The sequence below is a fragment of the Actinomadura fulvescens genome (assembly GCF_039533225.1).
In the GTDB taxonomy this organism is placed as follows: domain Bacteria; phylum Actinomycetota; class Actinomycetes; order Streptosporangiales; family Streptosporangiaceae; genus Spirillospora; species Spirillospora fulvescens.
Genome location: NZ_BAAATD010000002.1, coordinates 526,484 through 540,437 on the forward strand (window position 1 = coordinate 526,484; position 13,954 = coordinate 540,437).

General features: G+C 69.9%; 8 protein-coding genes. 4 read left to right on the forward strand and 4 right to left on the reverse strand.

All coding sequences use genetic code 11. The annotated features are described in order from the left end of the window. Positions 1-2 precede the first annotated feature (2 nt). Together ABD333_RS09295 and ABD333_RS09300 are read right to left on the reverse strand one after the other, a co-directional pair. On the reverse strand, positions 3-2,720 hold the full coding sequence (locus tag ABD333_RS09295) for a PQQ-dependent sugar dehydrogenase (RefSeq protein ID WP_344539652.1): 2,718 nt from the start codon (positions 2,718-2,720) through the stop codon (positions 3-5). A 181-nt stretch (positions 2,721-2,901) separates the two neighbouring features. Continuing rightward, on the reverse strand, positions 2,902-4,617 hold the full coding sequence (locus ABD333_RS09300; RefSeq protein ID WP_344539654.1) for an AMP-binding protein: 1,716 nt from the start codon (positions 4,615-4,617) through the stop codon (positions 2,902-2,904). A 43-nt stretch (positions 4,618-4,660) separates the two neighbouring features. Here ABD333_RS09300 and ABD333_RS09305 point away from each other — a divergent pair, with 43 nt between their 5' ends. Then, positions 4,661-5,212, forward strand: a complete 552-nt coding sequence (locus ABD333_RS09305; RefSeq protein WP_344539656.1) for an NUDIX hydrolase — start codon at positions 4,661-4,663, stop codon at positions 5,210-5,212. 3 nt (positions 5,213-5,215) lie between these two features. Here ABD333_RS09305 and ABD333_RS09310 read toward each other — a convergent pair whose 3' ends face one another. Next, a complete protein-coding gene (locus tag ABD333_RS09310; protein ID WP_344539657.1) occupies positions 5,216-5,515 on the reverse strand; it encodes an ArsR/SmtB family transcription factor in 300 nt (99 codons plus the stop codon). Positions 5,516-5,636: 121 nt separating this feature from the next. Here ABD333_RS09310 and ABD333_RS09315 point away from each other — a divergent pair, with 121 nt between their 5' ends. Together ABD333_RS09315 and ABD333_RS09320 are read left to right on the forward strand one after the other, a co-directional pair. Continuing rightward, a complete protein-coding gene (locus ABD333_RS09315) occupies positions 5,637-7,076 on the forward strand; it encodes an MFS transporter (RefSeq protein WP_344539659.1) in 1,440 nt (479 codons plus the stop codon). Positions 7,077-7,395: 319 nt separating this feature from the next. Next, the gene (locus ABD333_RS09320) at positions 7,396-10,014 is read left to right on the forward strand and encodes an ATP-binding protein (protein WP_344539661.1); all 2,619 of its coding nucleotides are present in this window, start codon (positions 7,396-7,398) and stop codon (positions 10,012-10,014) included. Between the two features lie 718 nt (positions 10,015-10,732). On the opposite strand, the gene ABD333_RS09325 is transcribed toward ABD333_RS09320, so the two are convergent. Further along, positions 10,733-11,998, reverse strand: a complete 1,266-nt coding sequence (locus ABD333_RS09325; RefSeq protein ID WP_344539662.1) for an HNH endonuclease signature motif containing protein — start codon at positions 11,996-11,998, stop codon at positions 10,733-10,735. Between the two features lie 1,535 nt (positions 11,999-13,533). On the opposite strand from ABD333_RS09325, the gene ABD333_RS09330 reads away from it, so the two are divergent. Further along, a complete protein-coding gene (locus ABD333_RS09330) occupies positions 13,534-13,938 on the forward strand; it encodes an SRPBCC family protein (RefSeq protein WP_344539664.1) in 405 nt (134 codons plus the stop codon). Positions 13,939-13,954 lie beyond the last annotated feature (16 nt).

A 13,954-nucleotide genomic window follows, 5' to 3' on the forward strand; every position in this document is an offset into this window, starting at 1 on the left:
CCCTATCTGTTGTAGATCTCCATCTCCCAGAGCGAGTAGCCGTACTGCGTCGCCCGTTTGACGCCGTACATGCGGACCCACCGCGCGTTGACCGGAGTGAACTGCACCCAGTCGTCGGCGCCGTTGCCGCCCGTGCGGGTATGGACGGTCGTCCAGACTCCGCCACCCGTGGAGGTCTGGATCCGGTACTCGGTGGCGTAGGCCACCTCCCACTTCAGGTTGACGAAACCGACCTGCTTGGCGGTACCGAGGTCCACCTCGATCCACTGCGGGTCCGTCCGCTTGCTGGACCAGCGGGTCGACATGCTGCCGTCGACCGCCTTCGGGCCTTCGGTCCCGGCCTTCTCGACGCTGGACACCTTCGTCGGCCGGTTGAGCGCCAGGTTGGTCTTCAGGCGGTAGTTGGCGGTCAGCGTCGTGTTGGTGGCCGGGGCCGTGATGTTGTGGGCGGACGCGCCGCCGTCGGACCAGCCCACGAACTCGTAGCCCTTGCGGTTGACGATCTGCGTCGCCGTGGGCGCCGAGATCGAGACCGTGGACCCGTTGATCACGGTGCTGGTGAACGGTGCCGCCCTGGTCGTCTGCAGCAGGGTCAGCGGGATGCCGGGCGGGTTGGACGCCAGCGTGATCTGCGTGGTCTTGGGCTGCAGCGCGACGCTCTTGGTGTCGGACAGCCCGCCGGAGTCGGTCGCGGTGAGCCGCAGCTCGATCCACGACGGGTACTCGTGGTCCGGCGCGACGAACGAGCCGGACGCGCCGTCCTGGCCGGTGATGGTGTGGGTGTGGCAGTCGCTCGGGCAGTGGTGCATGATCGTCTGCCACTTGAGGGAGGCGCCGGTGAGGGCGCCGTCCTCGGCGTCGGTCGCCGAGCCGGAGAAGTCGATCCGGTCGCCGACCTTCCACGTCAGCCCCGCGGCGGGGGTGTTGATCGTCGCCGTCGGCGGGGTGGACCCGGCCACGATCTGCTGGGTCGCGGTGTCGCTCGCGCCGCGTGTGTCGGTGACCCGCAGGCCGACGGTGTAGCGCCCCGCGGCCGTGTAGGTGTACGCCGGCCTGGCGGCGGTCGAGTCGGTGAACGTGCCGTCGCCGTTGAGGTCCCAGGCGTACGTCAGCGGCACGTTGCCGTCGGCGTCGCTGGAGGTGGTGCCGTCGAACTGCACGGTCAGCGGCACGGCGCCGCTGGTCACGTCGGTCTTGATGGCCGCGACCGGCGGGTTGTTGACGCCGTGGTAGGTGTAGCGGACGATCGATCCCGCGCCGATGTCGACGCCGAAGATGTCGCCGTTCGGCCCCGCCTGCAGCTCGACCAGGCCGCCCGAACGGGTCGCGAACGTCTCGATCTGCGCCGGGTCGGGCAGCCCGTCGGTGCCCGCCTTCATCACCCACACGCACTTGCGCGAGTAGTCGGTGAAGAACAGGCCGTTCCGGTACTGCGCCGGGTAGACGCTGCCCGCGTAGAACGCGACGCCGCTGCTGGAGGAGCTTCCCGTGGTGCAGGTCTCGCCCGGCACGATCTTGGCGCTGTGGTTCCAGGCGAAGTGCGGCGGCGTCACCGCGCTCGCGCCCGCCGCGTACAGGTTCTCGCAGAGGTCGAGGTTGGCCGCGTCGTAGGAGGTCGTGCGCGGCGTGCCCTCGTAGCAGGGCCAGCCGAAGTTGCGCAGGGTGGTGAACGGCTCGGTCAGGCGGTTGATCTCCTCCCAGGTCGTGTAGCCGACGTCACCGGCCCAGATCTCGTTGGTGCCCGGCTTGATGGTGAACCGGAACTGGTTGCGCAGGCCGTAGGCGATGACGCGCTTCTCGTTGACGTTGCCGGTGGCCAGCGGGTTGCCCGGCGCGCCCGCGCCGGTGTCGGGGTCGACCCGGATGATGGTGCCGTCGAGCGTCGTCGGGTCGGTCCGGGTGCGCAGGTCCTGCGAACGCAGCGCGCCGCCCTCGGCGGTCGGCGCGGTCAGCGGTGTGCCTGCCGTCCCGGGCGGGTCGCCGCACGCGTTGTTCTTCTGGCCGTAGTCGGCGTAGTTGAAGCTGGCGCCGTCGCCGCCGCCCGCGTACAACATGCCGTCCTTGCCGAACGCCAGCGTGCCGACCGAGTGGCTGGGGAACTGCTGGCACCAGTCCTCGACCAGGACCCGTTCGGTGACCGGCCCGGCCGCCGCCTTCGTGGCCAGCGCGCCCGCCGCCTGGACGCCCGGAGTCAGCACCGAGATGCGCCCGGCCACGACACAGCCCTCGTTGGTGGCGCCAGGGGGATCGGGGCACTGGTCGTTGGAGCCGTCGGAGGAGGGCCACCGCGGGTACGTGCCGCCGAGCACGCCGTTGTAGGTGTACATCACGTACACCCTTGGGTCGCTCGGGAAGTTCGGGTGCAGCGCGAGGCCGAGCATCCCGCGGTCCCAGTTGTTGAACGTCTCCTGCCGCAGGTCGGCGTAGACCTCGGCGGTGGTGTCGCTGAGCGAGTCGAACACCTTGATGATGCCGCTCTTCTCCGCGACGAAGATCCTCCCGTCCGCCGCGAACTCCACGTTCGTCGGCGCCGTCAAGCCGCTGAGCACCGCCCTCTCCTGGAAGTTGGCCGGCAGCGCGGCGGCGGCGGCCCGTGTGGTCGCGTCGGCGGGCGGCTGCCACGAGGCGGCCGTCAGCGTGACGACCAGCGTCAGGGCGAGCAGGCCCGCGAGGAAGGGATGGTGATGTCGGATGAATCCGGGTGACGTGCGTGCAACCACGGATGGCCCCCTTCTGTGCCCCGTAGAGACCACAGCGATGTGGCGCTCTGCCTTGAAGATGAATGAACTTCGGGCTGTGGGGACGGGCCGGACCTCAACTGGCCAGGGCTTCATCCACAATCGGTCACCATGTCAACCGATTAGCGTGATCGAACGACGTGGACCGTGCCACGCGGTCCGCCTAGGGCGACGGCTCGGGGCTGGGAGTGCGTTCGCGGAGCTCGTGCCGCTGCAGCTTGCCGAGCATCGTGCGCGGCAGGTCGGTGCAGGGGACGAACGCGGCGGGGACCTTGTAGTGGCTGAGAAAGCGTTCGCAGTGGCGGTGCAGCTCGTCGGCAGAGAACGGGTAGGCGGGATGCTCGACGACGTAGGCGACGACCCGTTCGCCGCGGCGGCGTTCGTCGCGCACGCCCGCGACGGCGCAGTCGAACACCGCGGGGTGGCGGCGCAGCACCTCCTCAACTTCGGACGGGAAGACGCTGAAGCCGCTTACCTTGATCACGTCGCGCCGGCGTTCCAGGATCGTGACGAAGCCGATCTCGTCCATGACCGCCATGTCGCCGGTGCGGAGCCATCCCTTGGAGAGCACCTGCGCGGTTTCGAGTGGTGCGTTCCAGTAGCCGGCGAACACCTGGGGACCGCGCACGACCAGTTCGCCCGGCTCCCCGTACGGCAGCACCCTGGTCGGCTCGTCGGGATCGACGATGAGCGCGTCCGTCATCGGCAGCGGGACGCCCATGGTGGTGTTGCGGGCGCCGCCGCCGAGGGGGTTGCCGGTGACGGCGGGCGACGCCTCGGTCAGCCCGTAGCACTGGATGAGCCGGTCGCCGCCGAGCGCCTCCAGCCGGGCGGCCGTGTCCGGCGGGAGCTCGACGCCGCCGGACAGGAAGATCCGTACCGAGTCGAGGTCGCCGGGGGCCAGGCGGGGGCTGTCCAGCACGTGGTCGTACAGCGTCGGCACGCCGGGGAAGATCGTGGGCTTGTGCCGGCGCAGCGCCTTGATCACCTGCTCGCCGTCGAAGCGGGGCAGCAGCACCACAGCACCGGCGCGCATCACCGGTGCGATCATGCAGCTCAGCATGCCGAACGAGTGGAAGAGCGGCAGGACCGCCAGGGTCACCTCACCGCCGTCCCGGCAGCCGGTGTCCCAGGCCTGCTGCTGGCACGCGTTGGCGATGAGGTTGCGGTGGGTCAGCATGGCGCCCTTGGGCAGCCCGCCGGTGCCGCCGGTGTACTGGATCGCGGCGAGGTGCTTGGCGGGGTCGAGCCGGTACTGCCGGACGCGGCGCTGCGCCGGCCGCTGGAGCTCGGCGAACCGCAGCAGCCCGGCGTCGGACGGCACCTCGGCGGTGAGCCTGGCCCGCCGCCGCTGGGTCTGCACGAGCGGCAGCCGGAGCGCGAGCCGTTTCAGCGGCGGCAGGAAGTCCAGCAGGGACGTGACGACGACGTGCTCCACCGAGACCTTGTCGCCGATCGCGTCGAGGGCGGCGTAGGAACGATCCAGCACGACGGCGAGCCGGGCCTCGCAGTCGGCGAGCTGGTGGCGCAGCTCCTCCTCGGTGTGGAGGGGGTTCAGCGGCACCGGGATGGCGCCGCGCCGCAGCGTGCCGAAGAACGCGATCACCAGCTGCGGGCAGTTGGGCAGGATGAGCGCGACGCGGTCGCCGGGCTGGACGCCGAACCGGTGCAGGCCCGCCGCGAACCGGTCGGCCGCCGTGCGCAGCTGCCGGTACCGGATCCGGCGGCCGAAGAAGATCAGTGCGGTGCCGCGTGGCCGCCGCCCCGCCGCGTCGTCGAGCAGCCGGGTGACCGGGATCTCCGGGATCTCGAGCTCGGCCGGGACACCGGGCTCGTACCAGCGCAGCCACGGACGGGAAATGTGTGACGACGGCCACATATCCGTGGATTCAACCACGGATGGGTGTCGCTAGGGTTGCGGCATGGCCGACGAGCAGACGATCAGAACGTTGTCGTCGCGTGTCGTGTACGAGAACCGCTGGATGACCGTGCGCGAGGACCAGGTCGAACGCCCCGACGGCTCGCGCGGCGTCTTCGGCGTCGTCGACAAGTCCGACTACGCGCTGGTGGTCCCCGCCGAACGTGACGGTTTCCATCTCGTCGAGGAGTACCGCTACGCGATCGGCCGCCGGACGTGGAACTTCCCGCAGGGCTCCTATCCCGACCGGAAGCCCGCCGACGACCCGGAGATCCTCGCCCGGCACGAGCTGGCGGAGGAGACCGGCCTGCGCGCCGCGTCCATGACTCCGCTCGGCTACCTCAACAGCTCGCACGGCAGCAGCAGCCAGGGGTTCCACGTCTTCCTCGCCACCGGCCTGACGCAGGGCGAGACCGACCGCGAGCTCGAAGAGCAGGACATGCGGCAGCGATTCGTCACGCGCGCGGAGTTCAGGCGGATGGTGCGGGACGGCCTCATCACCGACGACTCGACGGTCGCCGCGTACACCCTCCTGCTGCTGCACGAAGAGGCGTGACGGTCACGTGTCGCCGAGTACCAGGTCCAGCAGACCGGGAAAGCGGGCCTCCAGATCATCGCGGCGCAACGTGATGTAGAGGTTGCGGCCCTCGGGGCGCTGGAAGATGACCCCGCTCTCGCGCAGCACGCGCCAGTGGCCGGTGAGCGTCGACTTGGGCGCGCCCACGTCGATGTCGCCGCACCACTTCTCCTCACCCGAGGCGATCTCTTGAACGATCTTGTGCCGGACCGGGTGGCCGAGGGCGTGCATCACGTCCACGAGCTGGATCGCGTCGCGCTCGGGGTGCAGGAGTGCCGCCATGCGTACCACTGTACGGGATAGCCGTACGGTCGGTTGACTTCACGCCCGAATTGTACGAAAGTCTCGTACGGTCAAACTGTTCGGGCTTCCCGGACGGTCGTAACGATACGAGGGGACCCTCATGCCCGCAGCGCGTTCGCGCCAGGGCTGGGCCTTGGCGCTTCTTGCGTTCGCCCAGCTCATCATCGCCCTGGACTTCAACATCGTCTACGTGGCGCTCCCGGAGATCGGCCGCGAGCTGAGCTTCTCCGAACAGGGCCTGCAATGGGTCGTCAGCGCCTACGCGGTGGTCTTCGGTGGTTTCCTGCTGCTTGGTGGCCGCGCGTCCGACCTGCTGGGGCGCCGCCGCATGTTCGCCCTGGCGCTCGTGCTCTACGCCGGATCGTCGCTGGCGGGCGGGCTGGCCGATGGACCCGGGTTGCTGATCGCCGCCCGCGCCGTGCAGGGGTTCGGCGGCGCGCTGCTCTTCCCGGCCACGCTCTCCTTGGTCAACACCATGTTCGCCGAAGGCAGGGAACGCAACCGCGCGCTGGCGATCTGGGGCGGTGCCGGCGCGAGCGGGCTGTCGCTCGGCTCGCTGCTCGGCGGCGTGCTGACCGACGCGTTCGGCTGGGAGTCGGTGTTCTACGTCAACGTGCCGCTGGCGGGCGGCGCCGCGCTGCTCGCCTTCGCGCTCCTGGCCCGCGACGGGCGGCGCGAGCGGGGCCGCGGCTTCGACCTGCCCGGCGCGCTGACCGTGACCGCGGGCGTGACGTTGTTCGTCTTCGCGCTCGTCCAGGGCCCCGAGGCCGGCTGGGCCGCGCCGGAGATCCTCGCCGCCTTCGGCGCGTCCGCCGCGCTGCTCGCGGTGTTCGCCTGGATCGAGGGGCGGGCCGCGGACCCGTTGATGCCGCTGCGGCTGTTCACCAACCGGAGCCTGAGCGCGGGGATGGCGATCACGTTCACCTTCATGGGCACGTTCGGCGCCCTGCCGTACTTCCTGACCATCTACCTGCAGAGCGTGCACGGCTACAGCCCGCTCGCCACCGGCCTGGCGTTCCTGGTGCCGTCGCTCGCGATCGCGGCGGGCACCCAGCTCGGCGAGCGGATGGTCGGCCGGGTCGGCCTGCGCGCCACGCTCCTCAGCGGCCTGGTCGCGGGCGCGCCCGGCACCGCCCTGATGGCGTACGCGGTCACCGCCGACGGCTCGTACGCCGCGCTGCTGCCCGGGATCCTGATCTCCGGGATCGGCCAGGGCGTCACCTGGACCGGGATGTGGATCGCGGCGGCGTCCGGCGTCGCCGCGAGCGAGCAGGGCGTCGCCTCCGGCATGGCCTCCACCGCGCAGCAGGTCGGCGGCGCCGTCGGCCTAGCCGTCCTCGTCGCGCTCACCAACTCGGGCCTGGACGGCCTCACCGGTGAGGCGCTGCGCGCCGAACTGGCCGACGGCATCCGCACAGCGACCTACGCCGCGGCCGCCGCCATCCTGCTGGGCGCGTTCATCACCCTCGCCCTGAAGCGGCACACACGCGAGCCGGATCGCGCCCCCCTCGCACCCGAACCCGTCCTCATCGAAGACTGACAGGTGGGGTGGACACTCGACCGGCGCGGCTCCCTCGACGACGTGACGGCCCCTGCACAGCACGCACGACGGCCGAGTACATCGCGGGCAAGTCCGCATGGCCCGGCCGCACGCGTCGCACTGCGTGAGCTCATACACCTCGACCAGGTCAACGCCTATCTCGGCGGCATGATCAGTGGCCTGGACATCACCTACGACGTGGGTCGTCCGGACGACCCGCAGACGTTCTGTGAGGCCCACACCCGCTGGTTCACGTGATCACATTGCGTGACCGAACCGTTCGGCCGATGATGCCGTTACGGCCTGAGCGAGGAAAGGGATGAGCGCGCTTCCACCCGCGGTGCACCGGACGATCCTCTGTGTCGATGTCGAGAGGTTCACCGATCGGCACCGCCCCCATCAGCTCGCGGTACGCGATGGCGTGTACCGGTCGCTGCGTGCCGCGTTCACCCGTTCGGGAGTGCCTTGGCGGGACTGCTACCACGAGGACCGGGGCGATGGGGTGTTCGTCCTGGTGCCGTCCGAGGTGCCCAAGACCCTGCTGGTGACCAAGGTCCTCGGCGAACTGGCCCTGGCGCTGGCTGACCACAACGAGGGCTGCGACCGGCAGGCGCGCATCCGGCTACGGCTGGCGCTGCACGCCGGGGAGGTCTGCCACGACGCCCATGGGGTGGCCGGGTCCGCCATCGACCTGGCGTTCCGGCTGCTGGACGCCGAGCCGCTCAGGCGCGCCCTGGTCGGCTCGGCGGGGACGCTCGCTGTGATCGCTTCGCAGTGGTTCTACGACGAGGTCGTCCGTCACGACGCGGACGCCCGTCCGGCCACCTACCGGCGGGTGCGGATCTCAGTGAAACAGACCCGGACCAGCGCGTGGATCTGCCTGCCGGACGACCCGTACCCGCCCCGTCAGCCGATGCCGGACGTGGCGGTGCCACGGCAACTGCCCGCCGCGATCGCCGGGTTCACCGGCCGCCGGGCCGAACTGCGCGCGCTGACCGCCATGCTGGAGGAGACCAGCACGGTACTGATCTCCGCGATCGGCGGGACGGCGGGCATCGGCAAGACCGCGCTGGCGGTGCACTGGGCGCACCAGGTCGCCGCGCGGTTCCCCGACGGCCAGCTGTACGTCAACCTCCGCGGCTTCGACCCGGCCGGGCCGCCGGTCGCCTCCGCCGAGGCGATCCGCGTGTTCCTCGACGCCTTCCAGGTGCCCCCGGAGCAGATCCCGGTCAACCTGGAGGCCCAGGCCGCCCTGTACCGCAGCCTGCTGGCCGGTCGGCGAATCCTCGTCGTCCTCGACAACGCCCGCGACATCGACCAGATCAATCCGCTGCTTCCCGGCTCGCCCGGCTGCGTGGTGATGGTGACCAGCCGCAACCGCCTGCCGAGCCTCATCGCGCAGGGCGCCCGCCCCCTCACCCTCGATGTGCTCCCCAGGGCCGACGCCCACCAGCTCCTGGCCCGCCGCGTGGGCACGGAACAGGTGACGACCCACCCCAAGGCCACAGAAGAGATCATCAACCGGTGCGCCCGGTTGCCGCTGGCCCTGTCGATCGTGGCCGCCCGCGCCGCCACCCATCCGAGCTTCCCACTGACCGCACTGGCCGACGAGCTGCGCGACGTTCACCAACGCCTGGAGACCCTCGACAGCGGCGAGGCCGCCACCGACACCCGGACCGTCTTCTCCTGGTCGTACGACCAGCTCACGCCCGAGGCCGCACGGCTGTTCCGGCTGCTGGGCCTTCATCCCGGCCCAGAGGTCAGCGTTCCCGCCGCCGCAAGCCTGGCGGGCGCACAGGCGAGGAGCCTGCTGAGCGAGCTGGCCCGCGCACACCTGCTCGCCGAATCCGCCCCCGGCCGGTTCGCCTTCCACGACCTGCTCCGCCTCTACGCCAACGAGCAGGCCCATACCCATGACCCCGAACCCGAACGGCGCGCCGCCGTCCACCGGATGCTCGACCACTACCTGCACAGCGCCCATGCCGCCACCCTGCTGATGTATCCGGGCGTGCCCCACATCACCCTCACCCCGCCTCAGCCCGGCGTGGTGCCCGAGAAGCCCCCCGACCATACGGCGGCACGAACGTGGTTCGACGCCGAATACCCGGTGCTGCTAGCCGCCATCGAGCAGGCCGCAGCCGACGGCCACACAGTTCACGCCTGGCAGATCCCCTGGGCCCTCAGGATCTATTTCAGGCTGAAGGAACACTGGCACGACTGGATCGCCAGTCACCACACCGCCCTGACCGCCACCCACCACCACGACCCGTACGGACAGGCCCACACTCGCCTCGGCGTCGGCCATGCGTGCGCGCTGCTCGGCCGCTACGACGAGGCCCAGTTCCACCTGCGACAGGCTCTCGCCCTCTTCGACGACCTCGACGACGCGAACGGTCAGGTCGAGGCCCACCACAAACTCGGCATACTGGCCGAATTCCAGGACAGCTACGAGGAGGCGATGGCCCACACCCGGCAGGCACTCGCCCTGTCCCGTGCCACCGGCCATCGCCATGGGCAGGCAGGCACCCTCAACAACCTCGGCTGGTTCCACGTCCTGCTCGGGGAACCTCACCAGGCCCTCAACTACTGCCGACAAGCCCTCACCCTCCAGCGCGAACTAGGCGACCGGCAGGGCGAGGCCAACACGCTCGACAGCATCGGCTACGCCCACCACCTGCTCGGCCATCACCAAGAGGCCATTACCTGTCTCGAACGGGCCGCCGCACTGCAACGAGAACTCGGTGACCTGCACCGCCAGGCCACCAAGCTCGACCATCTAGGCGACGCCCATCAGGCCGGAGGCGACCACGCCGCCGCCCGCACCGCCTGGCAGCAGGCCATCGACATGCTGGACCTGCTCCAACTCGTCCCCCGCCTGGGAACCGGCTACGCCGACCCGGACGCGATCCGCGCCAAACTCCGCGACCTACAGCCCTAGGTGCCAGCCGGCGAACGCGTCCCGGCTGAAACCCGTCGGGGATCAGGACTCCCGCCCAGAGCTCCCCGCGTTCCACCACGCGGGGCCGGAAGACATCACGGGGTCTGCTCATCGTCGACTACCTCATGGCGGATCTGCTGCCGATCGAGGGCGGCCAGGGCAAGGTGGTGCGCCGTGACGGATGGCAGGGAAGTTCAGTACCCCGGAGACCGCGTGAACATGGACCCGTCATGGCGACGACCCGCAGGGAGGCGGTCTGGGACGCGCTGGGGGCATTGCACGAGAGTGACGGACGCGCGCATGGAGGGCGCTGACCGGGTCATCACGTTCTTCAACGGGGTGGGGGCGCGAGAGCGGCTCGTCGGCCCGCCTGCTCGGTACCCGAGTCGCCGGTGGGATTCGCGCCCCGGCGCAGGTCGTCGCTGAAGGGGGCCAGGTTCGTGTGGATCACTGATGGCCTGCCGTATGAGGCGGCCAGGGCCGTCGACGACTCCATGGGCCGGGGCCTGCTCGCCATGAAGGAGACGCAGGACCGGAGGCGCAAAACCACCTCACCCTGAACTGACGGCGATCACCGCGCCAGACGGTCCCATCGTCCGCGCAACTGGGGACCTCATTGGTCTGGGCTTCCCCTCGTAGCAAGGTCAACGGTCGATCAGTTGCCGTGGGCGTGCCTGTGGGCCCGGTGCGGTGGGGCGCCGGGCTGGCATTGGCGGGATCAGGCTGCGAGTTGTTGGTCGTGCCAGGGGTCGAGGCGATCATCGGGTGATCGGCTGCGCCTTGATCGGGTGATGCCGTTGGGCGGCAGTGCCCGATAGAGATAGCGTCCGTCGGCTTTGGTGATCTGAATCTGGTCAGGGTGGGTGTGTTTCCAGCGGTTGTGCCAGCCGCAGCACAAAGTCAGTTTGTCGATGTCGGTGGGGCTGTTGCCCAACGCCCACCCGTCGACGTGGTCGACCTCGCACAGCAAGCCGGGCACCTCACAACCCTGCACGGCGCAGGTGTCGTACAGGGTCTCCAGTACGCGGCGCTGCCCAGGGCTGGCGATGCGGACGGTGTGTCCCAGGTACAGCGGTTCGTTTCCCTTACCCAGGATCAGCGGTGAGATTCCGGCGGTCAGCGCCAGGCGCCGCACCTGCTCTGCGGGCACCGGTGTGCCATCGCGCAACCGGCCCGGAGTGTCATCACCGGTGAGGGTGTCGATGTGGGCGATGACGGTCACGCGGGTGGCCTTGTGGCCGCCCGCCAGCACACTGGACAGCGCGGCAGCGGTGCGTTCACCCAGGTCGCGCCGGTCGTCGGTGCCGGCGGGTTTGGCCAACGGCGCCAGGGTGCCGTCCAGGATGGCGGTGTCTTCGGGGTTGAGCCAGCCGTTGAGGTAGCAGCCGCCATCCAGCGACCGGCTGACGGTCAGCCACGAGCGTTCATACCCGCGTCGCACATCCTGCGGCGGCTGGTCGTCGCCGTTGCGTTCGGCGACCAGGTCATGAATCTTGCTGCCGAGGCGCGCGACCTTGCCCGCCGACAATCCCTCACCGGCGGCCTTCAACAGGATGTCTTCGGCTGCGGCGCAGTCCTGTTCGCTGAGTCGTTGCACGGCGTCGGCGATGGTGGCGGCATATCCGTAAGACAGTGCGCCGGTGGCCAACTCTGCCTTCACCTGCTCCAAACGAGGCAGTTGGCGGGCCAGGGCGATGCGTTCTTTCGCGCGGCCTTCACGCATCCCCATGTGGCAGCGCAGCCATGCCTGGGTGGACGGCAGCCCCCACTGCTTCATCTCACCGGTCCGGTCGACGACCGCGATCAGCCCGGCCAGTGCGAGTTCCGCTTGATCGAGGGAGGTGGCGAGCTTCTCGGCCAGCTCCATGCACGCCGCCCCGGAATCGGGTGCGGCACGCTGGGCGAGTTCGGTGGCGATCGCAGCCGCCGCTTCCACCAATTCATCGGTAGAAGCGGAATGGGGATCCGCCACGATCGAACGCATACAGTTATTGTATCGCCACACACGGCCATACAGTGATCAATTGAATGGCTGTCAATGGCCGTATCTGGCCATCGGTTTATTGGCGTGAGGCGGGTTGTCGTCCCACGCTCGTCGTTGGTTGAGGGCGGGTGAGTCGGAGATTAAGTCGGCTGATCTGGGATGACGGTTGAGCGGTGCCGAAATGACCCATTGTGCGTTCGTGCGGGCTTTCGTGGGTGCTGTCACGTTGCTTGAGGTTGCGGGAGCTAGGCCATGCGCGAGGGAGTGGTAGGGCTGCTACCTGGGGTGGCGCTAAACCCGCGCTCCGCGCGGCTGAAGATCGAACATCAGCCACAGGAAAGGCCGCGCAACCGAACGAGACCACGCCCGCCACCCACCTCTTTGTCGCTGCCGCTTTTAGGCCTTCAGCCCCGTCCCGCCCGCCTGCCGGGCGAAATGCTCGACCAAAGGGGTGACCGCTGCCGCAAACCCGCGAAGCGCATCAGGCCGTGAAGTAGGCGGCAGTGGCGCGACATAGCGCATCAGCGGCACGGTTTGGCCATATCGCGGTGTGGCTATATCGCGGTGCGGACGTATCACCGGGACGACGTAGTGCGGCGCGGGTGTGATGCGGCGCAGGCATGGTTTCGTGCGGAATGTAGTGCGGTGCGGGGGGTGGTGCGGGCGTGGTGTGGTGCGGATGTGGTGCGGGCGCGGCTGTGGTGTGGGGGTGTTGCGGTGCGGGGGGTGTGGATGCGGTGTGGTGCGGCGCGGCTGCGATGCGGGCGTGGTGGGGTGCGGGCGTGGTGTGGTGTGGTGTGGTGCGAGCGTGGCGCGAATGTAGTGCCATGCGGAGCGTGGTGTGGTGCGGTGCGGGGTGATGCCAGCGCGGCTGCGGTGCGGTGCGGTGCGGTGCGGCGTGGTGCGGGCGTGGTGTGGTGCGGGCGTGGCGTGGCGCGAGGGTGATGCGGCGCGGCTGCGGTGCGGGCGGCTGCGGTGCGGATGTAGTGCGATGCGGGCGTGGTGCGGCGCGGCTGCGGTGCAGGCGGCTGCGGTGCGGATGTAGTGCGATGCGGGCGTGGTGTGGTGCGGGCGTGGCGTGGCGCGAGGGTGATGCGGCGCGGCTGCGGTGCGGGCGGCTGCGGTGCGGATGTAGTGCGATGCGGGCGTGGTGCGGCGCGGCTGTGGTGCGGGTGTGTGGTGCGGTGTGTGGTGCGGTGCGGAGGGTGCGGTGCGGTGCGGAGGGTGCGGCGCGGTGCAGGCGTGGCGTGGCGCGGGCGTGGCGCGGGCGTGGTGCGGTGCGGGCGTGGTGCGGTGCGGATGTGGTGCGGCGCGGTGCGGCGGCGGTGCACGCGGGGGCGGTGCCGGTGTGGCGCGGATGTAGTGCGATGCGGGTCGTGGTGTGGTGCGGCGCGGCTGTGGTGCGGGGCGTGATGGGGCACGGATGTGGTGTGGGGCGGCGGGGTTTGGGGGGCGGGGTGCTGTCAGGGCGGTGTGGGGCTCGGCTCGTCGTCTCGCGCCTTGGTCACGGCATGGGGTCGTCGAGGTGGGCGTGGATGCGCAAGGAAGTTCAATACCGTTCGAGACGGGGCGAGGATGGTTGGGGCATGGTGACGGTTCGTAGGGAAATTGTGGTGGACGCGGCTCCGGAGGTGGTCTGGGACGCGCTGAAGGATTATGGGGCGTTGCACGAGAGGCTGGCGGCGGGGTTTGTGGCGGACGTGCGTATGGAGGGTGCTGATCGGGTCGTCACGTTCTTCAGCGGGGTGGAGGCGCGGGAGCGGCTTGTGGGGATCGATGAGGCGGCCTGGCGGATCGCCTATTCGGTGACGGAGTCGCCGATGGGGTTCACGCACCATATGGCTTCGGCGCAGATCGTCGCCGAGGGGGAGGGGCCAGGTTCGTGTGGATTACCGACTGCCTGCCGGACGAGGCGGCCGGGGTTGTTGACGACTACATGAGGCGGGGATTGGCCGC

What these genes read in the sequence shown, in the direction of transcription:
- ABD333_RS09330 (WP_344539664.1), top strand. Translation starts at nt 13,534, where the DNA reads ATGCGCAAGGAAGTTCAATACCGTTCGAGACGGGGCGAGGATGGTTGG.
- ABD333_RS09325 (WP_344539662.1), bottom strand. Translation starts at nt 11,998, where the DNA reads ATGCGTTCGATCGTGGCGGATCCCCATTCCGCTTCTACCGATGAATTG.
- ABD333_RS09300 (WP_344539654.1), bottom strand. Translation starts at nt 4,617, where the DNA reads ATGTGGCCGTCGTCACACATTTCCCGTCCGTGGCTGCGCTGGTACGAG.
- ABD333_RS09305 (WP_344539656.1), top strand. Translation starts at nt 4,661, where the DNA reads ATGGCCGACGAGCAGACGATCAGAACGTTGTCGTCGCGTGTCGTGTAC.
- ABD333_RS09320 (WP_344539661.1), top strand. Translation starts at nt 7,396, where the DNA reads ATGAGCGCGCTTCCACCCGCGGTGCACCGGACGATCCTCTGTGTCGAT.
- ABD333_RS09315 (WP_344539659.1), top strand. Translation starts at nt 5,637, where the DNA reads ATGCCCGCAGCGCGTTCGCGCCAGGGCTGGGCCTTGGCGCTTCTTGCG.
- ABD333_RS09310 (WP_344539657.1), bottom strand. Translation starts at nt 5,515, where the DNA reads ATGGCGGCACTCCTGCACCCCGAGCGCGACGCGATCCAGCTCGTGGAC.